This window comes from Erwinia sp. BNK-24-b, from assembly GCF_047456155.1.
Taxonomy (GTDB): Bacteria; Pseudomonadota; Gammaproteobacteria; order Enterobacterales; family Enterobacteriaceae; genus Erwinia; species Erwinia phyllosphaerae.
This window is the reverse complement of sequence record NZ_CP179901.1, coordinates 4,768,248-4,789,805: the sequence shown is the minus strand read 5'-3', so window position 1 is coordinate 4,789,805 and position 21,558 is coordinate 4,768,248. Positions and strand designations below refer to the sequence as shown.

Here is a 21,558-nt window from a genome sequence, read left to right as displayed (position 1 = left end):
CGCAACTTTTAGCAACTGATGATTTTGCCAACAACCGCCAGAAAGCGATATACTCAACATCCCTGTGGCAAACAGATGAACCCTTATGAAATACGATACTTCCGAACTCTGCGACATCTATCATGAAGATGTAAACGTGGTTGAACCGCTCTTCTCAAACTTTGGTGGCCGTACCTCGTTTGGCGGACAGATCACCACGGTGAAATGTTTCGAAGATAATGGGCTTCTGTATGATCTGCTGGAAGAAAACGGACGCGGACGCGTGCTGCTGGTAGACGGCGGCGGTTCCGTACGGCGTGCGCTGGTTGATGCGGCCCTGGCCAGAATCGCCTTACAAAACGAGTGGGAAGGCCTGGTGGTCTACGGCTCCGTGCGTCAGGTGGACGATCTGGAGGAGCTGGATATCGGCATTCAGGCTATTGCGGCGATTCCGGTTGGTGCTGCTGGTGAAGGCACGGGCGAAAGCGATGTGCGCGTCAATTTTGGCGGCGTTACCTTCTTCTCGGGCGACCATCTCTACGCCGATAACACAGGCATCATCCTTTCTGAAGATCCGCTGGATATCGAATAGCAAAAACGGGTGCTGGTAGGCACCCGTCTCTTTTACCGCCTGCTGTCAATCTGACTCAGACTTCTTCCATTTTTCCCAACAGCGCACGCAGACGCTCCTGCCAGACATGCTGCTCCTCTTTCAGGTGCTGGTTTTCACGCACCAGTGATTCGCTGTTGCCCGCAGCCTGTTGCACCTGATTATTCAGGTTAGCGTTCTGCTCTTTCAGCTCTTCGATTTCCATCTGCAGCAGGGTGATAGTATCAATCGCCTGCTGTACTTTAGATTCCAGTTTCTCAAACACTTCAAATGACATCGTAAATGACCTCTCCTAATCGCAAGGCGTTGATGTTGCTGACGCAGCGACTGCTGCGGAAAACAACGATGCTCCGATTGTAAGTAGAGCAGCTCGTCAAGTCCAGCAACGAACCCGCTACGGCATCACAAGAACCGTTTTTCAGTCTCGGCCTGGTGTTTTTAACATTCCTGGCCGGAAAATGTGAGCCTGTTGTTAATAAATGGCGATAAGAATAAGCAATCGGAAGGCGAAGCCGGGAAATAAAACGGCAAAAAAGACGCGAAAACGCTCATTTTTTTGAAGCAGCACACAACTTTTGATTTCGCTATTTCTCGTTTATGCTCGTTAACGATAAATTCACAACAACCCCACATAAGATTGGGGCGACTCAGGGAATGAGAAAAAAAACGCTCTACACCATTTAACCTCGCCTTCAGGAAACAACATCATGAGCCAATCAACAAGCAGCCTTAAAGGGCAATGCATCGCCGAATTTCTTGGTGTCGGCACGATTATTTTCTTCGGTGCCGGCTGTGTGGCGGCGGCGAAGCTGGCAGGTGCGGTGCTGGGCCTGTGGGAAATCAGTATCATCTGGGGGATCGCTGTCGCCATGGCGGTCTACCTGAGCGCGGCCGTTTCCGGCGCGCATCTGAATCCGGCAGTTACCCTGGCGCTTTGCCTGTTCGCGAATTTTGAAGGCCGCAAGGTCGTGCCCTATATTCTGGCGCAGATTGCCGGGGCGTTCTGTTCTGCCGCGCTGGTTTATGCGCTCTATTACAATCTGTTCCTCGACTACGAGCAAGCGCATCATATGGTGCGTGGTAGCGTAGACAGCCTGGAGCTGGCGGGCATCTTCTCTACCTACCCTAACCCGCACATCAGCGTCGGCCAGGCGTTTCTGGTTGAAGCCGTTATCACCGCCGTGATGATGGGCCTGATTATGGCGCTGACCGATGACGGTAACGGCCTGCCGCGTGGACCAATGGCTCCGCTGCTGATCGGCTTACTGATCGCGATTATCGGCGGCGCAATGGGCCCGCTGACCGGCTTCGCCCTGAACCCTGCCCGTGATTTCGGACCCAAGCTGTTTGCGTGGCTGGCCGGATGGGGTAACGTCGCCTTTACTGGCGGCCGCGATATTCCTTATTTCCTCGTGCCAATCTTTGGCCCGATTGTTGGCGCCAGCTTTGGTGCATTCGGCTACCGCTCTCTGATCGCCCGTAACCTGCCTGGTGCAGTTGCGGTAAAGAAGGTGGAAAAGACGATAGCGCGTGCTGAGCAGCGTAAAGCGTAAGTGCTAACCCTTTACACATCAGGAAGGATTTATGACTACAGATAAAAAATATATTGTCGCGCTGGATCAGGGCACAACCAGTTCCCGTGCCGTCATTCTGGATCACGACTCCAACATCGTTGCGGTTTCTCAGCGCGAATTCCAGCAAATCTATCCTAAGGCTGGCTGGGTAGAACATGACCCCATGGATATCTGGGCATCGCAAAGCTCTACGCTGGTAGAAGTGCTGGCGCACGCCGATATTCGCTCGGATGAGATTGCCGCTATCGGTATTACCAACCAGCGTGAAACCGCCATCGTCTGGGATAAAGAGACCGGTAAACCTATCTACAACGCCATCGTCTGGCAGGATCCGCGTACCGCCGACTACTGTGCAAAACTGAAAAAAGAAGGGCTGGAAGAGTATATCCAGCACACTACTGGCCTGGTGATTAACCCCTACTTCTCCGGTACCAAGGTGAAATGGATCCTCGACCACGTTGACGGCGCGCGCGACCGTGCAAAACGCGGCGAGCTGCTGTTTGGTACAGTTGACTCCTGGCTGGTATGGAAAATGACGCAGGGACGGGTGCATATCACCGATTACACCAACGCCTCGCGTACCATGATGTTCAACATTCACAAGCTGGAATGGGATCAGCGCATGCTGGATATCCTGGATATCCCGCGCGAAATGCTGCCGGAAGTGAAATCTTCCTCTGAAATTTACGGCCAGACCAACATCGGCGGTAAGGGCGGTACCCGTATTCCTATCGCCGGTATTGCCGGTGACCAGCAGGCTGCGCTGTATGGCCAGCTGTGCGTGCAGCCCGGCATGGCGAAAAACACCTACGGCACCGGCTGCTTTATGCTGATGAACACGGGAACAGAAGCGGTTACTTCAACCAACGGTTTGCTGACCACCATCGCCTGCGGCCCGCGTGGCGAAGTAAACTATGCGCTGGAAGGCGCGGTGTTTATCGGCGGTGCTTCTATTCAGTGGCTGCGCGATGAGATGAAGCTGATTGGCGATGCTACCGACTCCGAATACTTCGCGACCAAGGTAAAAGACAGCAACGGCGTTTACATGGTGCCAGCCTTTACCGGTCTGGGCGCGCCTTACTGGGACCCGTATGCACGCGGCGCCATTTTTGGCCTGACGCGCGGTGCCAACGCCAACCACATTATTCGCGCTACGCTGGAATCTATCGCTTTCCAGACGCGTGACGTGCTGGAAGCAATGCAAATCGACGCCAATACCCGTCTGCAATCTCTGCGGGTTGACGGCGGCGCGGTGGCCAACAACTTCCTGATGCAGTTCCAGTCTGACATTCTGGGCGCGCGCGTAGAGCGACCGGAAGTGCTGGAAGTGACCGCACTGGGTTCCGCCTATCTGGCTGGCCTGGCCGTGGGCTTCTGGAAAGATCTGGATGAAGTTCGTGCCAAAGCGGTTATTGAACGCGAATTCCGTCCGGGCATCGAAACCTCCGAGCGTAACTACCGTTATGCAGGCTGGAAGAAAGCCGTTGCCCGCGCCCAGGCATGGGAAGATCACGAAGAGTAATCCCCTCGCCCGCGATCGCCTCGATCGCGGGCACTTTTTCTGCCCGCCATGATAGACTTTTCGCCTCATCACTTTCCCGAGGCCCATTATGAAACGAGAACTCGCCATTGAATTTTCACGCGTAACGGAAGCGGCGGCGCTGGCTGGCTATAAGTGGCTGGGACGCGGCGACAAAAACGCGGCTGACGGCGCAGCCGTCCACGCTATGCGCATCATGCTGAACAAAGTGAATATCGACGGGCAAATTGTCATTGGCGAGGGAGAGATTGATGAAGCTCCCATGCTTTATATCGGTGAAAAGGTTGGCAGCGGCCAGGGCGACGCGGTGGATATCGCCGTCGACCCGATTGAAGGCACCCGCATGACCGCGATGGGCCAGGCCAACGCGCTGGCCGTGCTGGCCGTTGGCGATAAAGGTACATTTCTGAACGCGCCCGATATGTATATGGAAAAGCTGGTGGTTGGGCCGGGCGCAAAAGGCGTTATCGATCTGGCGCTGCCGCTGGCGGAAAACCTGCAGAGAGTGGCAAAGGCGCTGCAAAAACCGCTGTCGGAACTTACCGTTACCATTCTGGCCAAGCCGCGCCATGATGGCGTCATTGCCGAACTTCAGCAGCTGGGCGTGCGCATCTTTGCTTTTCCAGACGGGGACGTGGCGGCTTCTATCCTGACCTGTATGCCAGACAGTGAAGTAGACGTGCTCTATGGTATCGGCGGCGCGCCTGAAGGCGTGGTTTCCGCAGCGGTGATCCGCGCGCTGGATGGCGACATGCATGGACGACTGCTGGCACGTCACGTAGTCAAAGGCGATACGCCAGACAACCGTGCGCTGGGCGAACAGGAGCTGAAGCGCTGTGCGGAAATGGGTATTGAAGCGGGCAAGGTGTTACGGCTTGATGAGATGGCGCGCAACGATAACGTCATTTTCTCCGCTACCGGCATTACCAGCGGCGATCTGCTGAAAGGCATTACGCGTCAGGGCAACGTTGCCACTACCGAAACGCTGCTGGTGCGCGGCAAGTCACGCACCATTCGCCGCATTCAATCTATTCACTATCTGGATCGCAAGGATGAGAGCCTGCATCCCTATATCCTGTAACATGCGAACGGGCTGTTTGGCCCGTTTACATGACTGAACAACGTAAAGCACGACCGGCATACGCATCCATGCCGGTCGGCTGCTTCTGACTATATCGCCTGAAGCTCAGGTCTTTTCGACAGCGGCAGCCAGCAAAGCAGGATCAGCAGCGCCATCGCGAACATCAGCATCCCCAGGCTAAACTGCCCGGTCTGCGGCAACAGCGCCGATAGCCAGGCCGCAAGGCCCGATCCCAGATTCTGCAAGCCGCCCAGCAGCGCGCCTGCGGTACCGGCCATGTAGGGCCACGGCTCCATCGCGCCCGTGGTCGCCAGCGGAAACAGCATGCCCGCGCCAAAGAAAAACAGCGCGGCAGGCACAACCAGCGTCCAGATGGTCATCACCCCGAACCAGGCCGGGATCCACATCAGCGCCCCGGCCAGCAGGCAGCTGTTGACCGACCACCACATCAGCTGCTGGAAAGGTTTATTGTCGCGACCGGCAAACCATGCGCCAAAAAACGCCGCTGGCACAGGCAGAATAAACAGCAGGCTGACCGTAATGCTGTTCAGCCCCAGTACGCCGCCCATCAGTACGCCACAGCTGGCCTCAAAAACGGCGATGCCGCCGAGCGCGCCCATCAGCATAATCAAATAGCGTACGAAGGTGCCGTCAGCCAGCAGCGGACGATAGCGCGAAAAAAATGCGCGCTTTTCCAGCGGTGCGGGACGCGTTTCCGGCAGCCAGCGCATCATGGCTACGCCCACGGACAGGCAGAGCAGCAGCAGAAAAATAAAGCAGGCGTGCCAGCCCAGCAGGTGGGTCAATACCGCACCCAGCACCGGCGCAATCAGCGGACTAACCAGAATACCCATATTCAGCAGGCTGTTAGCCTGACGCAGTTCGCCCCCGGCATAAAGGTCGCGCGGCATAGTACGCGCCATTACACCCGCCACGCCGGTTCCTAATCCCTGAATGGCGCTGCCCAGTACCAGCAGATCAAAAGTCGGTGCGCCAAGCGCTACCAGCGAACCCACCATAAAAATAGCGAGTCCACCCAGGATCACCGGACGGCGGCCAATATTATCGGACAGCGGACCGTACAACAGCTGCGAGCCGCCATAGGTCATCAGATAAGCCGCCATCACGCGCTGCACCACGCCATCACGCACGCCAAAATCCTGGGCGATAGTTGCCATAGCGGGAACATAAATGGTCTGCGCCATCTGCCCGACGGCCACCAGCGCGATCAGCATCACCAACAGATGCCCGTTTGCTATTTTTTTCATTTTTCCAGCACGGTTAACGGCCAATCCGCTATCAGAAAGCGCGATTCGCCAGAAGGGGGAGTGAATGGCGAGGAAAATATCAGGAATAGATGACAAAGCGAGAGGGCAAGCAAAAATCGCCAGCGGCTGAGTGTCAGTAAAAGCGTTCAGGCGCGTAAAGCAAGCTGTACGTATAGCGTTGATTTGTCGATATGAGCTTTGTCGACGGCCGAAACTGGAAAAAAGGCGTTTCTGTAGCGAAGATAAGAAGAGATTTGCCTGACGTGACGCAAAGCTTATCAGCACGTTGGGATGCTCACCCGCATGACCAAAGGAGTAAAAGATGGCCGAATGGGTCAACGCCACCGTAAAAGAGGTGCATGACTGGACAGAGAGCCTGTTCAGCATCACCGTCAACGCGCCTGTCGATCCTTTTATCGCCGGACAGTTTGCCAAGCTGGCGCTGGAAGTTGACGGTGAACGCGTACAGCGCGCCTATTCCTATGTAAACGCACCGGGCAACAAAGATCTGGAGTTTTATCTGGTGACGGTGCCGGAAGGGAAACTCAGCCCGCGCCTGCACGCGCTACAGCCCGGCCAGACATTGATGATCACCAAAGAGGCTGCGGGTTTCTTTGTTATTGATGAAGTACCCGACTGCAAAACGCTGTGGATGCTGGCAACCGGCACCGCAATCGGTCCCTATCTGTCGATTTTGCAGGAAGGTAAAGGGCTGGAGCGCTTTGAAAACATTGTGCTGGTGCATGCCGTTCGCTACGCGCGGGACCTGAGCTACCTGCCGTTGATGCAGGCGCTGGAGCAGCGCTATAGCGGCCAGCTACGTATTCAAACCGTGGTCAGCCGCGAAGAAATCCCTGCCGCGCTAACGGGCCGGGTACCCGCACTGATCGACAGTGGCGAACTGGAAGCAGCCGTTGGCCTGCCGATAACGGCACAGGAAAGCCACGTCATGCTGTGCGGTAATCCGCAAATGGTCAGAGACACCCAGCAGTTGCTGAAAGAGACGCGCGAAATGCGTAAGCATCTGAAGCGTAAACCGGGCCATATCACCAGCGAGCATTACTGGTAATCCGGCGTCCGGCGGCCAAAATAGTTGACCTGCAGCGTGGTTTTGCCGAAGCGGTTTTCACCTTTGCTTCCGCTGAATACGCCCAGTTCCAGCATCATCGTGACGAGGATCAGCGTGGGCGTAAAGCGGCCCAGCGCCCACTGCCAGCCGGGAGAAAGCGATTCCCAGTTTCCCGCCATCAGCATCCATGCGACGATCAGCAAAAGTCCCCAACAGGCGGACTTATTGCGGTCGTGCAGGCGCTTGACCACCACGGCGCTGGATGGCCAGAGCAGGCTAACCACGCAAAAGGCCGCCGTCTGGGTGCTTATCCAGCCGCGTGCGGCCAGCGAGAAAAGCACGGTCAGCAACAGCAGCCAGAGCGTTAACCAGATCCACAGATCGCGCCGTCCCAGCCTGCCTCGCCAGGAAAAACACCACGCTTGTAAGGTCATTTTTTCTTCCTCAGAACAGCGTCAGGCTTTGACTTTGCCGGTCATTGTCCGTTCTAATCTTGAGTTAAATGCACTGGTTAGAGCTACAGATAATGAATAAAGCGATGTTCACAGGTTTTACGTTACTGGTCTGGTTGATGACGCTGCCCGTCCGGGCCGACGCCGATCCGCAGGAGCGTGCTGAACATATGCCTGTGGCACCCTATCTTCTGGCCGGCGCGCCGACCTTTGATATGACTATCGGCCAGTTTCGCGAAAAGTATAATGCTATTAATCCTGGATTACAGATTGCTGAATATCGCGCGACCGACAGCCGGGGCGACAAGAGTAATTTGACGCGTGCCGCCAGCAAGATCAATGAAAATCTCTACTCTTCTACCGCGCTGGAACAGGGAACCGGTAAGATCAAAACGTTACAGATTACGTTACTGCCGGTGCCGGGCCCGGATGAAAAAGCATCGCGCGACAAGGCGGTGGCTTATATGGTCGCGCTGGCCAGATTTTTTGAGCCAACGCTGACCCAGCAACAGAGCCAGAAGCGGCTGGACGAGGTCCTGGCAAAAGGGAAAGGTTCCCGTTATTACGCCCAGGCAGAAGGCGCGCTTCGCTACGTGGTTGCCGACAACGGCGATAAGGGACTGACCTTCGCTATTGAGCCCGTGAAGCTGGCGATGGGCGCTAATTGACCGCCTGAAAGATGACGAAAAGCAAAGCCTTCCGGGGTTTTGATCTCTATACTGTCTGGCAGACAACCGCTGCTCAGGCAGGGTAATTTAACCGTATCGCGCTAAGCGTGGAGGATAGAATGCGACATCCGTTAGTAATGGGTAACTGGAAACTGAACGGCAGCAAGCAGATGGTTAACGAGCTGATTGCCGGTCTGCGCAATGAGCTGAGCGCCGTTGATGGCTGTGGCGTAGCCATTGCCCCTCCGACGATTTATCTGGATCTGGCTAAGCACGCCAGCTCCGGTAGCCATATCGCGCTTGGCGCACAGAACGTTGACGTTAATCTTTCTGGCGCTTTCACCGGTGAAGTTTCTGCCGACATGCTGAAAGACGTTGGCGCAAAATACATTATTATCGGCCACTCCGAGCGTCGTACTTATCATAAAGAAAGCGATGAGCTGATTGCGAAGAAATTTGCCGTGCTGAAAACGGCGGGCCTGATCCCTGTTCTTTGCATTGGTGAAACCGAAGCGGAAAACGAAGCGGGCAAAACCGAAGAAGTTTGCGCACGTCAGATTGACGCCGTGCTGAACACCCAGGGCGCAGAAGCGTTCAACGGCGTGGTCATTGCCTATGAGCCTGTCTGGGCTATCGGCACCGGCAAATCTGCAACCCCAGCGCAGGCCCAGGCCGTACACAAATTTATCCGCGACCATATCGCGAAGAAAGACGAGGCCGTTGCGGCTCAGGTCATCATTCAGTACGGCGGTTCCGTTAACGATAAAAACGCTGCTGAACTGTTTGCCCAGCCGGATATTGATGGCGCGCTGGTTGGCGGTGCATCGCTGAAAGCGGACGCTTTCGCCGTGATCGTTAAGGCTGCTGCCGCAGCGAAAAACGCGTAATAGCGGACGCTTTTGCCGTTATCGTTAAGACTGCTATTGCAGCATAAACGCATAACCATAAACCCGCTCCGGTAACGGAACGGGTTTTTTCGATCTACATCACACTTCCCTGCTGGTCCACCCGGCCAAAACAAACATTTAATTAACATTAAATCAACAAATCGCCCGCAGCGCCCGCTGAAAAATATTTTTATCCTGCCGATTTATTGATCGAGAGAAGTCTGCTTTTTATCCATCCTGCCGATTTTTTCCCCGTCGGGCTATTTACCTATCCTGTTGTAAGTAAAGAGTATTCAATCCAGCCAGCGTTTAATTACCCCGTTCACTATCACGATTGCTAATCTTCGCAAGGCCAGCATTCTTATTTTTAATCTTTAAACAATTTTTTAATTGCCGCGTAACAATGGTATATTTCTGAGACGCTTAATGCGCGTTAATCATCCGTTTTTTTGATGGAAACGCCCTGTATATAGTGAAACGGCGTACGAGGCCCGTTATAAGCCGCGCCGTTTCGCTTGCTCACCATGTTGATTGGTCAACATACGGAGAAGTCGACTCATGCCAAAATTAGCAGGACTTCTGGCCGTTATGGGCTCCGCGAAAGCCGCTACGGCAGATGAAGAAATCGATGTATTACTGATCGGCGGAGGCGCTATGAGCGCCACGCTCGGTACTTATCTACAGGCGCTGGAGCCAGAGTGGCGCATCAGTATGGTCGAGCGCCTGGACAGCGTGGCCGTAGAGAGTTCCAATGGCTGGAATAACGCGGGCACCGGTCACGCCGCGCTGGCGGAAATGAACTATACGCCGCAGAAAGCCGACGGTACGGTCGATATCACCAAGGCCGTTGAGATCAACGAATCTTTCCAGGTTTCTCGCCAGTTCTGGGCGCATCTGGTGCAAAAAGGCATTCTGAACCATCCGCACAGCTTCATTAATACCGTGCCGCACATGAGCTTCGTCTGGGGCGAGGATAACGTGGCGTTTTTGAAGAAGCGCTTTGAGGCGTTACAGAAAAGCTCGCTGTTCCGCGGCATGGAATATTCAGAAGATCCGGAACAGATCAGAGAGTGGGTTCCGCTGCTGATGGAAGGCCGTGATGTAACAGAACGCGTGGCGGCCACGCGCATTACCACCGGTACGGACGTGAACTTTGGTGAAATGACGCGTCAGATGGTTGCTTCACTGCAGAAGAACCCCAGTTTTTCACTGGATGCCAGCCATGAAGTGCGCGGCTTTCAGCGTAACGACGACGGCAGCTGGAACGTGACCATCGCCGATTTAAACAACAACGGCCAGCAAAAAACCCTGCGCGCGAAGTATATCTTTATTGGTGCGGGCGGCGCGGCGCTGACGCTGCTGCAAAAAACGGGCATTCCGGAAGCCAAAGATTATGCAGGCTTCCCTGTTGGCGGTGAATTTCTGGTAACGGAAAATCCGGAGGTGGTAAAACGCCATCTTGCCAAGGTTTACGGCAAGGCCTCCGTCGGCGCGCCACCTATGTCCGTTCCGCATCTGGATACGCGCATGCTGGACGGCAAACAGGTCCTGCTGTTCGGGCCTTTTGCGACCTTTTCCACCAAATTCCTCAAGCAAGGTTCGCTGTGGGATATGTTTGGCTCAATGACCGCATCAAACTTTAAGCCGATGATGCACGTCGGGCTGGATAACTTCGATCTGGTGAAGTACCTGATAGGTCAGGTGATGCTGACCGATGAGGACCGCTGCAAGGCGTTACAGGAATATTTCCCGGAAGCGAAAAAAGAGGACTGGCGTCGGGTTAAGGCGGGTCAGCGCGTACAGATTATTAAAAAGGATGCGCAAAAGGGCGGCGTGCTGAAGCTGGGCACGGAGGTAGTGACTTCGCAGGATGGCACCATCTCGGCGCTGCTGGGCGCGTCGCCTGGCGCCTCTACGGCCGCCACTGCCATGCTGGATTTAATGGGCAAGGTATTTAAGGACAAAATCGCCACGCCAAAATGGCAGGCGAAGCTGAAGATGATGATGCCTTCTTATGGTCAGAAGCTGAACGGCAACGTGGCGGCGACCGAACATCAACTTGCCGAAACCAGCCGTATTCTGCAGCTCGACTACTCGCCGTTTACCGCTGCTAACGATGAAGCCGCCGTTGCTGGCGCGTCGGTGATAGGTAAATAAGCAGCGGCTTGTATCGCAAACTCAAGGCTTAACCGCCAGAGGGCTGGAACTGGAAGCCACGCCCCGATAGCCCATCCTGCGTCGTCTCTGGCGCAGGATACTTTACTAACCCCTCCCCCGCGCTTTACCGTCTGAAACAGAATCTTTCCGTTTTTTCAGCCGCGCGCCCTGCCGCTTCCCGCACAACGCCCTCAGCCGTCTATGCTTTTAGCTAACCCAAATGAAAAGGAGCAGCAGATGGACACCTCTTCCCCCCATTCCGCAACCGATTCTGAACTTCAGCTGCTTGACCGCTACTGGCGCGCCGCCAACTATCTTTCGGTCGGGCAGATCTACCTGATGGCTAACCCTCTGCTGCGTGAACCGCTGCAGCCTGAACACATTAAGCCACGTCTGTTGGGACACTGGGGAACCACGCCTGGGCTGAACTTTATTTATGCGCACTTAAACCGCATTATTCGCCAGCGCGATGTCGATCTGCTGTATATCTGTGGCCCCGGTCACGGCGGGCCGGGCATGGTGGCAAACACCTGGCTGGAAGGAACCTACAGCGAAATTTATCCGCAAATTAGTGCAGATGCTCAGGGTATGCAGCGCCTTTTCCGTCAGTTCTCTTTTCCCGGCGGCATTCCCAGCCATGCCGCGCCGGAAACGCCCGGTTCAATCCATGAAGGCGGTGAGCTAGGATATTCGCTGGTGCATGCCTTTGGGGCCGCTTTCGATCATCCGGATCTTATCGTGCCCTGCGTGATCGGCGATGGCGAGGCCGAAACCGGCCCACTTGCGGCCAGCTGGCACGGCACCAAGTTTTTAAACGCCGCCCGGGACGGTGCCGTCCTGCCGATTCTGCACCTTAATGGCTACAAAATTGCTAACCCTACGCTGCTGGGACGCAGCAGCGACGACGATCTCCGCCAGCTATTTGCGGGTTATGGTTACGAACCGCTGTTTGTCAGCGGCGACGATCCGCAGAAAATGCATCGCCTGATGGCCGACGCCTTCGATTACGCTTTTGACCGCATCCGCCATTACCAGCAGCAGGCGCGTCAGGGCGAAGCCAGCGACAGCATCCCCGCCTGGCCAATGATTATTCTGCGAAGCCCCAAAGGCTGGACCGGCCCCAAAACCGTAGACGGGAAAAAAGTGGAGGGTTTCTGGCGCGCTCATCAGGTGCCGGTTTCTGAATGCCGTGAAAACGATGAGCACCGCCAGCTTTTGCAGGAGTGGATGCAAAGCTATCATCCTGACGATCTGTTTGATGCCGAAGGCAGGCTCAAACCTGAACTACAGGCGCTGGCACCGCAAGGCGAAAAACGGATGGGCGCGACGCCATACGCTAACGGCGGTCGGCTGCGAAAAGAGCTTAAAACACCGGATATCAGACAGTTTGCCGTCGACGTTGCAAAACCTGGCGAAACGCAGGAGCAGTCCACCGCCGTGCTGGCAAGCTATCTCAGCGCTATTTTCCGCGACAATCCCGATAACTTCCGCCTGTTTGGCCCGGATGAAACCGCCTCTAACCGCCTGAGTAAGGTTTTTGACGTCACTAACCGCACCTGGATGGAAGCTATCCGCGATTACGACGTCCAGCTGGCGCCGGATGGCCGGGTAATGGAAATCCTCAGCGAACACCAGTGCCAGGGCTGGCTGGAAGGTTATCTGCTGACCGGTCGTCACGGCCTGTTTAACTGTTACGAAGCCTTTATCCACATTATCGATTCTATGTTTAACCAGCACGCTAAATGGCTGAAGGTTTCCCGCAAGCTGCCCTGGCGTAAGCCAATCGCCTCGCTTAACTATCTTCTATCCTCCCACGTCTGGCGCCAGGACCACAATGGCTATAGTCATCAGGATCCCGGCTTTATCGATCACGTTGTCAACAAAAAGGCCGACGTTGTCCGCGTTTATCTGCCGCCGGACGCTAACACGCTGCTTTGGGTTGGCGATCATTGCCTGAAAACCTGGAACCGCATCAACGTGATTATTGCCGGTAAGCAGCCGGAGCCGCAGTGGCTGACGATAGAGGAAGCGGCTGCACACTGTGAAAAAGGCATGGGGATTTGGCCTTGGGCTGGTAACGAAAAAGCGGGTAAGCAGCCTGACGTGGTAATGGCCTGCGCGGGCGACGTACCCACCATGGAAACGCTGGCGGCGGTGGATCTGCTACGGCAATATCTGCCCGACCTGTCGGTACGCGTAGTTAACGTAGTAGATTTGCTGGCGCTGCAAACGCGTGAGCAGCATCCCCACGGCCTGGAAGAACAAGATTTCGATGAAATATTTACGCGTGACAAGCCGGTTATCTTTGCTTTCCACGGCTATCCGGCACTGGTCCATCGTCTGACCTACCAACGTAACAACCATCCAAACTTCCACGTGCGGGGATTCAATGAAGAAGGCACCACTACCACGCCTTTCGATATGACGGTGCTGAACGAGTTGGATCGTTACCATCTGGCGCAGGAAGCGATTCTGCGCGTGCCGGGCCTACAGGAAAAAGCTGCGGACGTGCTGGATGCGTTACAGGAAAAACTGGCCGCTCACCACGCTTACGTGCGCGAACATGGCGAAGACATTCCGGAAGTGCGCGACTGGAAATGGCCATCACAGGAAGGAAGCGGCGAAGCGGGAGATTAAAGCAGCATCGCTATAGGTTTGGCCCGCGATATTGTTATCCCGGGCTTTCTTGCCACCGAATCCTGCACATGGATGTTGCAGGATTCAGTAACGACCACTGTTTATGGCTTCAACACTTCCACCAGCATCCAGCCAACGGTAATCACCAGCGACAGCGCCATCACGCTGTTGAATGCTTTAAGCTTCCACGCAACCTGAAGGTGCCTGCCCAGCCGGTCGCCCATTACGGCCCAGACCAGGATACAGGGCAGGTTTAACAGGGCAAAGCCGCTCATCATCGGCACGATACTGCTGCTGGCAGAATAGATCAGCGCCACATTGGTCGCCATCAGCCAGGCCTTGGGGTTAACCACCTGTAATAGCGCGCCGTTTACCAGCGATACCGGCCGAGCTTTTTCCCGCATTTCCGGCGCGCCAGCGCGAAAAATTTTCCATGAAAGCCACAGCAGGTAAGCGCAGCCCAGCAGCGTCAGCGGCAGGCGAATGGCGCTCATCCAGAGCAGCAGACTGTCCAGCAGCAGCACGGCCATGGCAATTTGCAAAGCGCAACCCAGCGTGATGCCAAACATCATCGGCAGCGTGCGGCGCATACCAAAATTAACGCCGGAGGTGGCCAACATCAGGTTATTCGGGCCTGGCGTAATGGACATTACGGTCACATAACTGAAAAAAGAGGGATCGAGCATGGTTGCGCTCCAGCAGGTAAATGAAAACACCATAGTAAGGAGCGCGCGCCAATGGTAACAGATTCAGAAATACACTATTGTTACGGTTACAATCCTGTTTACTCCCAGACTGTACCCCTGCGCCGGAGAGCCAACTGTGTCCATCATCGAACCGCAAGAGCACACGTTATATCACCAGCTGGCCGAAACGCTGGCGCAGGCGATTCATCAGGGCACCTGGCTGCCCGGCAGTCGCCTGCCTGCTATTCGCCGCTGCGCCGCTACCCATCAGGTCAGCATTAATACCGTGCTGGCGGCTTATCGGCTGCTGGAAGATCGCGGTTTAATTGAGGCCAGGCCGCAGTCTGGCTACTACGTGCGCGGCGTGCTGCCTTCGGTAAAAGCCCCCGGCAACCATCGAACGCAGGTACGTTCGCCCAGCAGCGAGAAACTGGATTTGATCGATGCCGTTTTTGCCGCGCAAAACCATCCTGACTACATCAATATTTCGCTGGCGTGTCCGCAAAACAGCGACTTCTTTCCGACGGCAAAAATTAGCCGCATTATGGCTTCGCTGCTGCGTCGTGAACCCGGGCTGATTGGCCGCTACGCGCTTCCGCCCGGCAGCGAGCGGCTGCGTCGCGAAATCGCCCGTCGCGTCACGGATTTGGGCATGAAGCTGACCACTGAAGATATTACGCTGACGCACGGCTGTATGGAGGCGCTACAGCTGGCTTTGCGGGCGGTCACTAAGCCTGGCGACTGTGTGGGGGTTGAGACGCCCACCTATTTTTATCTTTTCCCGCTTCTTGCCAGCCTGGGGCTAAAGGTCCTGGAAATTCCTACCGACCCTCAGTACGGCCTGTCGCTGGACGCGCTGGAGCTGGTATTACGAGAGCAGCGTATTCAGGCGCTGGTCGCAATGCCGACGGTACAAAACCCCCTGGGATGCACCATGCGGCTGGAAGATAAAAAGCGGCTGGCGAAGCTGGTTAACCATTACCAGGTGCCGCTGATTGAAGATGGGCTGTATTGCGAGCTGCAATTTTGCTGGCCGCTTTCGCCTGCGGTAAAAGCCTTTGATACCGATGGCTGGGTAATACACTGCGCCAGTTTTACCAAAACGGTCGCGCCCGATTTTCATGTGGGCTGGGTGGCGGCAGGCCGTTTTAGCGAACAGCTGGCGCGGCTGAAGTCGGTTTCATCACTGACCGAATCGAAACTGTTAAGCGAAACGCTGGGATTATTTCTGGAGTCCGGCGGTTATGACCACCATCTGCGCACCATGCGCCGTCGCTACGCCGCGCACATGGACGAAGCTCGCGGACTGATTGCCCGGCATTTTCCTCAGGGAACGCGGGCGACGCTGCCCGGCGGCGGCTTTATCTTCTGGGTCGAGCTACCGGGCCAGGTGGACTGCATTGAGCTGTTTCACCGCCTGCTGCAGGAAAAAATCTGCCTCACGCCCGGCGCGCTCTATACGCTGAGCGATCGCTGCAACAGCGCCATTCGCCTGACCTGCTGTTATCCTTTCGACGAACGCTATACCTGGGCGCTGAAGCGGACAGGCGCGCTGGCCTGTGAATTAAGCGGCATCCCGGCCGGCATCAGCTAACCCGGCTCACGGCATACCGTTACGTCCCCAGTGCGCATAGGCTTTACGCTTTGTCAGCCGTTCGTAATAGGCGCGCACCGCCGGTAGCTCCGGATGCTCTATTGGCGTTTCGTACCAGCGGTTCACGGACAAGCCTATCGGGATATCGGCCAGCGAAAAGGCGCTACCGGCAACATAGGCGTCGGTACGTTCCAGTTGCTGATTCAGAATGGCCATGGTGTAACTCCAGCCTTTGCAGGCGGCGGCCAGCAGGCGTGGATCCTGATGGGCGGGAGAGTGCCGCACCAGCGACATAAACGCATAGCGCCAGGAAGTGTTTAATTCGGTCGCCTGCCAGTCAATCCACTGATCGATTAACCCACGCGGACGTGGCTCCTGTGGATAAAGCCAGCTGCCGTCGTAAGCATTTGCCAGATAGCGAATAATCGCGTTCGACTCCCACAGGACGAACTCATCATCCCGGATAACCGGCATCAGCGCGTTGGGATTGAGTGCCTTAAATTCCGCGTCCTGGGGCGATTTTGCACCGTCACCCCACTCTTCCCGCTCAAAGGCAATCCCCAGTTCTTCACAGGTCCACAGGACTTTTCGAACATTGATGGACGAAGCTCGCCCCAGTATTTTCAGCATAATTCCGTCACTTTTTTTGTTCAGGTTTTGGCTATTCCTACCCTTTTCAGCGCGAACTGAAAACGTTACTCCAGTCCTGAAAATAGCATCTCTCACGGGTTCCGATCGTGAAAATTCCTGATACTCTCAAATATTGTTAACGGAAAGGGCTTTGTTATGACGCAATTACGCGCTTTTAAGCAGGTCGATGTTTTTACTTCTTCCCCCCTGAACGGTAACCCGCTGGCGGTGATTTTGGCGGCGGACGATCTGAGTACGGCACAGATGCAGGCTACGGCCCGCTGGACGCACTTATCGGAAACCACGTTCGTGCTGCCCGCCACCGATCCGCAGGCTGATTATCGGGTAAGGATTTTTACTCCGGACGGCGAACTGCCTTTTGCCGGCCACCCGACGCTGGGTACTGCGCACGCGCTTCTGGAGTCAGGAATCAGCCTGAAAAAAGCGGGGCAGATTGTGCAGCAGTGCGAGCTGGGGCTGGTGACGATCCGCATTGGCGACAACGGCGCACTGGCCTTTGCCGCACCCGAGGCGACGCTGACCGAATTTAACGACGCGCCTTTATCCAGCGCGCTGAACAGCAATGCGTTTGAGACAAAGCTGCCGGTGATGGTGGCCGATATGGGGATCCGTTTTCTGCTGGTGCCGATGGTTTCCGCTGAGGCGGTGCTGGCTATCCGGCCTGACGTGACGGAATTTGAACGGCTGTTGAAAAAAGCCCGCGTCACGGGCGTGATGCCGTTTGGCCCGCTACAGGGAGAAGAGGAACAGTATGAAGTACGCGGCCTGCTTATGGAGCATGGTTCACTGTGTGAAGATCCGGTGACCGGCAGCGCTAACGCCTGTCTTGCCCGCTATTTTCAGGCGCAGGGCGTCGAACTGGATTACCAAGTACGCCAGGGAACCGCTCTCCAGCGTGCAGGACGTCTCAACGTTAACTGGGCGGCTGGCCATCCCTGGATCGGCGGCCACACGGTAACGGTGATTGACGGCGAGATCCGCATCTGATGTTTGCGTGCCGGAAATCACCATTTCCGGCATGTTGATCTCTCACAGAAACATTCCGCCAGAGGCTTCAATACGCTGGCCGGTAATCCAGCCGCTCTCTTCGCTGAGCAACATCGCGATGGCTTTACCAATATCATCCGGCACGCCCGGTCGACCAAGCGCCGTAACCGAAGAGATAAAAGCGTTTATCTGAGGGTTGTCACGCACTCTGCCATCGCTGAAATCCGTTTCGATAGCGCCGGGCGCCAGAATGTTGACTCTGATCCCCCTTGCCGCCATCTCTTTCGCCTGATAGCGCGTCAGCACCTCCATCGCGCCTTTCATGGCCGCATAAGCACCTGAACCGGGTTGACTGAAGCGGGTCAGACCGCTGGAGATATTCAGAATGCTGCCGCCGTTAGCCATTAGCGGCAGTAACAGCTGGGTCAGGAAAAACGGTCCTTTAAAATGGACGTTAACCAGCTCGTCGAACTGCGCCTCCGTGGTAGAAATAAAAGGCTCATGCAGGGCCGTGCCGGCGTTGTTCACTAAATAATCAAAGCTGTCGCGCTGCCAGACGGCTTTCAGCTGTTTTTTTACTTCATCGACAAAAGCAGGGAAAGCCTGGCTGTCGCTCACATTCAGCTGAAGCGCCACGCCACGGGCTCCCAGCGCCTCGATCTCCTTCACTGTCTCTAACGCTTCCTGCTCTTTTCCGCGCCAGGTCAAAATGACGTCAACGCCCTTTTCCGCCAGCTTCAGCGCCCCATTTCGACCTAAACCGCGGCTACCGCCGGTAATCACTGCAATTTTATGACTCATTTCAAATCTCCGGGTTTCACTGTGGATAAAAAACAGGATATTGCGGGCAAAGCGATCTATAAATATCCCTGAATACGCTTCACTGTTTCAATTCCAACAACAATGAGCGCTCCAATGGATAAAATTCAAGCAATGCAGGTTTTTGTCAGAGTAGCTGAACTTCAGAGCTTTACCCGTGCTGCGGAGAGTATGGGGCTGCCAAAAGGCAGTTTGTCACGTCAGTTACAATCACTGGAAAATATGATGGGCGTTCGTTTGCTGCATCGTACTACGCGTCGCGTCCAGCTTACCCAGGATGGCCAGGTTTATTATGAGCGCTGTCGCGACGTGCTGGCGACGCTGGACGAAATGGATTCCCTGTTTCAGCACGACCCTGCGACGTTAAGCGGCCGGCTACGTGTGGATATGCCGGTCAGCATGGCTTGTGATTATGTTTTGCCGCTGCTGCCCAATTTTATGCAAAATTATCCCGGTATTGAGCTGGAGCTGAGCAGCAGCGATCGGCGAGTGGATGTTGTGCGCGAAGGGTTTGACTGCGTGGTGCGGGTGGGCACGCTGGAAAATTCTGGACTGATTGCCAGGCCATTGGGAAAGCTAACGATCATTAACTGCGCCAGCCCGGATTATCTGACGCGTTTCGGCACGCCCACGACGCTGGATGACCTCGCCTCGCATGCGATGGTGCATTACAGCCAGCAGATTGGCGTACAGCCTCCGGGCTTTGAATTTTTTGACGGAAAGATCTGCCGATATATTAAGACTGGCGGCACGGTCACGGTCAACAGCACGGAGACCTATCGTGCCGCCTGTCTGGCCGGCCTGGGCATTATCCAGGTGCCTGAACGCGGCGCCCGCAAGGCGTTGAAGGAAAAAAAGCTGGTCGAGATCCTGCCGCATTTCCGGGCGGAACCGATGCCGGTTTCATTGATTTATCCACACCGCCGTAACCTGACGCGACGGGTACAGGTCTTTATGGACTGGCTTAGTCAGGCAATGAAACATTACGTGGTCTGATCGCGCGACTATAATTTGTTTTACGCCATGTTATTGAAGGATATAAAGAAGGATTCATGAAGGAAAAAACGACTGAACGTCCTCAAAAAAAAGAGGCCAGCCCGCTGATTAATATCAAAACCGGCAATAAAACCGTCGATAAGTCGATTACGCGCGTCTCCCGACTGGCGAGCTGGTTTCAGGCTATTCCGGCAGTAGCGCACTTTATCCGTGCGGGCGAACGCTTTAACGATCGGATGGGCAGCCAGTTTGGCGCAGCGATTACCTACTTTTCTTTTCTGTCGCTGATCCCCATTTTGATGGTGACCTTTGCCGGTATCGGTTTCGTGCTGGCCTCTAACCAGGATTTACTGACCGGCCTGATTGATAAAATGGTGAACAGCATTAGCGACCCTACGCTGGCGACCACGCTGCAAAACACTGTTAAAACAGCGGTTCAGCAGCGCACCACGGTAGGGATTACCGGTTTGCTGGTTGCGCTCTATTCCGGCATTAGCTGGATGGGTAACCTGCGTGAAGCCGTTCGCGCCCAGTCGCGCGATGTCTGGGAGCGTAACCAGCAGGATAAAGAGAAGATTTACTTTAAATACACGCGCGATTTTATCTCGCTCATTGGCCTGGTGCTGGCACTGTTTATCACCATTACGCTGACTTCCGTAGCCGGTGCGGCTCAGGATGCCATCGTACGGGCGCTGGGCCTGGACGGAATTGAGTGGCTGCGTCCGGCGATGACCACCATCGCGCTGTCGATCTCTATCCTGGCTAATTATCTGCTATTTTTGTGGATTTTCTGGCGGTTACCGCGCCATAAGCCGCGTAAAAAAGCGCTGTTTCGCGGTACGTTGCTGGCCGCTATCGGCTTTGAAGTGATTAAAGCGATTATGACGATGACGCTGCCGAAACTGGCCTCGTCGCCTTCCGGCGCGGCGTTTGGTTCGGTGCTGGGCCTGATGGCTTTCTTCTATTTCTTTGCCCGCCTGACGCTGTTCTGCGCCGCCTGGATCGCCACCGCAAAATATGCCGATGACCCGGAAGAGCCAGCGCCTGAGGCCCCGGTCTGAAAAAATCAGGATGACGGCTGCAAGATAGCGCAGCTGTGATCCTGCAGCTCTTCCGCCGAGCCCCGGTTAAGCATCAGCAGATTACGTTTAATCACCATCAGCACGCGACGTCCATCCGGCATAGCCGCAACCGCTATGCCATATTTCCCCATCTCCTCACGCGCGCCCGGCAATTCGTTTGCTACCCGAATAAACGGGCTGGTTTTTTTCAGTTCGTCTCTGGTCACGGTGCGGAGCTGGTAAAGGTGTTTCCCCAGCTGTACCGACTGCCAGCTGGCGTTCAGTGACGCGTTCAGGCTGTCCAGCTGGTGGCGAATATCCGGGCGCAAACATGAAATATGGATATGCAGCTGATTTTGCGTTCTGTCGCGCTGCGAGTTAATACTCAGCGCCACCGCGCTGTCGGCAACAGGCGAGCCGCGTCGCTCTTCCATATAGTGTCGGGCGCGCCAGGCTTCGGCAAAAAAGTTAGGCGTAAAAGGATTCAGCAGTTGTGGACTTTCAATGCCGGTAATTTTCTTTACCGGCAGCAGCAGGAATTGCAGCGGGCCTTCCCGGTCTTTCATTACTACATAGCCATTGTGTAAATCCACCAGCCGACACGGCGTAGCATCATTATTTTGCTGCTGATTGGGAATACATTGCTGGCTAACGATATTCCATAAAGCATTGGCATTATTTTTATGTTCCAGCGCCGTCAAACCGGTGGCCGCGACGACGGCCGCAATAACCACAATCAGGACAAGCTTTCGTCCCTGCATGATAGAAAACCTCTGCTCTATTTACTGTGCATAATGTAAACGAATCATTGCTAAAGGTCATGCTAAATAATAAACCTGAGT

The 21,558-nt window shown here is 55.3% G+C and carries 20 protein-coding genes; 13 read left to right on the top strand and 7 right to left on the bottom strand.

Annotated features, from left to right (window positions below; genetic code table 11):
* Nucleotides 1–85 precede the first annotated feature (85 nt).
* A complete protein-coding gene (rraA, locus tag ACMGGR_RS22010; protein WP_246761564.1) occupies nt 86–571 on the top strand; it encodes a ribonuclease E activity regulator RraA in 486 nt (161 codons plus the stop codon).
* Nucleotides 572–626: 55 nt separating this feature from the next.
* On the opposite strand, the gene zapB is transcribed toward rraA, so the two are convergent.
* Nucleotides 627–866: a cell division protein ZapB gene (gene zapB / locus ACMGGR_RS22005; RefSeq protein WP_246761565.1), complete on the bottom strand. Its 240-nt coding sequence runs from the start codon at nt 864–866 to the stop codon at nt 627–629.
* Between the two features lie 430 nt (nt 867–1,296).
* On the opposite strand from zapB, the gene ACMGGR_RS22000 reads away from it, so the two are divergent.
* From ACMGGR_RS22000 to glpX, 3 genes are all read left to right on the top strand, one after another.
* Complete coding sequence (locus ACMGGR_RS22000; RefSeq protein WP_246761566.1) at nt 1,297–2,142, top strand: MIP/aquaporin family protein; 846 nt, start codon at nt 1,297–1,299, stop codon at nt 2,140–2,142.
* Between the two features lie 31 nt (nt 2,143–2,173).
* A complete protein-coding gene (gene glpK / locus ACMGGR_RS21995; protein ID WP_246761567.1) occupies nt 2,174–3,685 on the top strand; it encodes a glycerol kinase GlpK in 1,512 nt (503 codons plus the stop codon).
* An 88-nt stretch (nt 3,686–3,773) separates the two neighbouring features.
* A complete protein-coding gene (gene glpX / locus ACMGGR_RS21990) occupies nt 3,774–4,784 on the top strand; it encodes a class II fructose-bisphosphatase (protein WP_414147879.1) in 1,011 nt (336 codons plus the stop codon).
* An 89-nt stretch (nt 4,785–4,873) separates the two neighbouring features.
* Here glpX and emrD read toward each other — a convergent pair whose 3' ends face one another.
* A complete protein-coding gene (gene emrD / locus ACMGGR_RS21985; RefSeq protein ID WP_246761569.1) occupies nt 4,874–6,052 on the bottom strand; it encodes a multidrug efflux MFS transporter EmrD in 1,179 nt (392 codons plus the stop codon).
* 322 nt (nt 6,053–6,374) lie between these two features.
* Between emrD and fpr the strand changes: the two genes are divergently transcribed.
* Nucleotides 6,375–7,121, top strand: coding sequence for a ferredoxin--NADP(+) reductase (gene fpr / locus ACMGGR_RS21980; protein WP_414147878.1), 747 nt, complete (start codon nt 6,375–6,377; stop codon nt 7,119–7,121).
* Here the strand turns inward: fpr and ACMGGR_RS21975 are convergent.
* A complete protein-coding gene (locus ACMGGR_RS21975; protein WP_246761571.1) occupies nt 7,112–7,555 on the bottom strand; it encodes a DUF805 domain-containing protein in 444 nt (147 codons plus the stop codon). The two genes, fpr and ACMGGR_RS21975, sit on opposite strands and share 10 nt — an antisense overlap.
* A 92-nt stretch (nt 7,556–7,647) precedes the next feature.
* On the opposite strand from ACMGGR_RS21975, the gene ACMGGR_RS21970 reads away from it, so the two are divergent.
* The 4 genes from ACMGGR_RS21970 (at nt 7,648) to ACMGGR_RS21955 (ending at nt 13,922) form a co-directional block, all read left to right on the top strand.
* Nucleotides 7,648–8,241 carry a DUF1454 family protein gene (locus ACMGGR_RS21970; RefSeq protein WP_246761715.1) on the top strand — a complete coding sequence of 198 codons (594 nt, stop codon included), beginning with the start codon at nt 7,648–7,650 and terminating at the stop codon, nt 8,239–8,241.
* Nucleotides 8,242–8,360: 119 nt separating this feature from the next.
* A complete protein-coding gene (gene tpiA / locus ACMGGR_RS21965; protein ID WP_246761572.1) occupies nt 8,361–9,128 on the top strand; it encodes a triose-phosphate isomerase in 768 nt (255 codons plus the stop codon).
* A 558-nt stretch (nt 9,129–9,686) separates the two neighbouring features.
* Complete coding sequence (mqo, locus tag ACMGGR_RS21960) at nt 9,687–11,285, top strand: malate dehydrogenase (quinone) (RefSeq protein ID WP_414147877.1); 1,599 nt, start codon at nt 9,687–9,689, stop codon at nt 11,283–11,285.
* 237 nt (nt 11,286–11,522) lie between these two features.
* Nucleotides 11,523–13,922, top strand: coding sequence for a phosphoketolase (locus tag ACMGGR_RS21955; protein WP_414147876.1), 2,400 nt, complete (start codon nt 11,523–11,525; stop codon nt 13,920–13,922).
* A gap of 101 nt (nt 13,923–14,023) precedes the next feature.
* Here ACMGGR_RS21955 and ACMGGR_RS21950 read toward each other — a convergent pair whose 3' ends face one another.
* The gene (locus ACMGGR_RS21950) at nt 14,024–14,608 is read right to left on the bottom strand and encodes a LysE family translocator (protein ID WP_246761575.1); all 585 of its coding nucleotides are present in this window, start codon (nt 14,606–14,608) and stop codon (nt 14,024–14,026) included.
* Between the two features lie 136 nt (nt 14,609–14,744).
* Between ACMGGR_RS21950 and ACMGGR_RS21945 the strand changes: the two genes are divergently transcribed.
* On the top strand, nt 14,745–16,202 hold the full coding sequence (locus ACMGGR_RS21945; protein WP_246761576.1) for a PLP-dependent aminotransferase family protein: 1,458 nt from the start codon (nt 14,745–14,747) through the stop codon (nt 16,200–16,202).
* Between the two features lie 6 nt (nt 16,203–16,208).
* Here the strand turns inward: ACMGGR_RS21945 and ACMGGR_RS21940 are convergent, their stop codons facing one another.
* The gene (locus ACMGGR_RS21940; RefSeq protein WP_246761577.1) at nt 16,209–16,832 is read right to left on the bottom strand and encodes a glutathione S-transferase family protein; all 624 of its coding nucleotides are present in this window, start codon (nt 16,830–16,832) and stop codon (nt 16,209–16,211) included.
* 156 nt (nt 16,833–16,988) lie between these two features.
* On the opposite strand from ACMGGR_RS21940, the gene ACMGGR_RS21935 reads away from it, so the two are divergent.
* Nucleotides 16,989–17,840, top strand: a complete 852-nt coding sequence (locus ACMGGR_RS21935; RefSeq protein ID WP_414147875.1) for a PhzF family phenazine biosynthesis protein — start codon at nt 16,989–16,991, stop codon at nt 17,838–17,840.
* A gap of 42 nt (nt 17,841–17,882) precedes the next feature.
* Here the strand turns inward: ACMGGR_RS21935 and ACMGGR_RS21930 are convergent, their stop codons facing one another.
* Nucleotides 17,883–18,641 carry an SDR family NAD(P)-dependent oxidoreductase gene (locus ACMGGR_RS21930; protein WP_414147874.1) on the bottom strand — a complete coding sequence of 253 codons (759 nt, stop codon included), beginning with the start codon at nt 18,639–18,641 and terminating at the stop codon, nt 17,883–17,885.
* Between the two features lie 114 nt (nt 18,642–18,755).
* Between ACMGGR_RS21930 and ACMGGR_RS21925 the strand changes: the two genes are divergently transcribed.
* Complete coding sequence (locus ACMGGR_RS21925) at nt 18,756–19,655, top strand: LysR family transcriptional regulator (protein ID WP_414147873.1); 900 nt, start codon at nt 18,756–18,758, stop codon at nt 19,653–19,655.
* A gap of 56 nt (nt 19,656–19,711) precedes the next feature.
* Entirely contained in the window at nt 19,712–20,716 is a 1,005-nt protein-coding gene (gene yhjD, locus ACMGGR_RS21920) for an inner membrane protein YhjD (protein WP_246761581.1), read from the top strand.
* A gap of 5 nt (nt 20,717–20,721) precedes the next feature.
* Here yhjD and ACMGGR_RS21915 read toward each other — a convergent pair whose 3' ends face one another.
* The gene (locus ACMGGR_RS21915) at nt 20,722–21,477 is read right to left on the bottom strand and encodes a CDP-diacylglycerol diphosphatase (protein ID WP_414147872.1); all 756 of its coding nucleotides are present in this window, start codon (nt 21,475–21,477) and stop codon (nt 20,722–20,724) included.
* Nucleotides 21,478–21,558 lie beyond the last annotated feature (81 nt).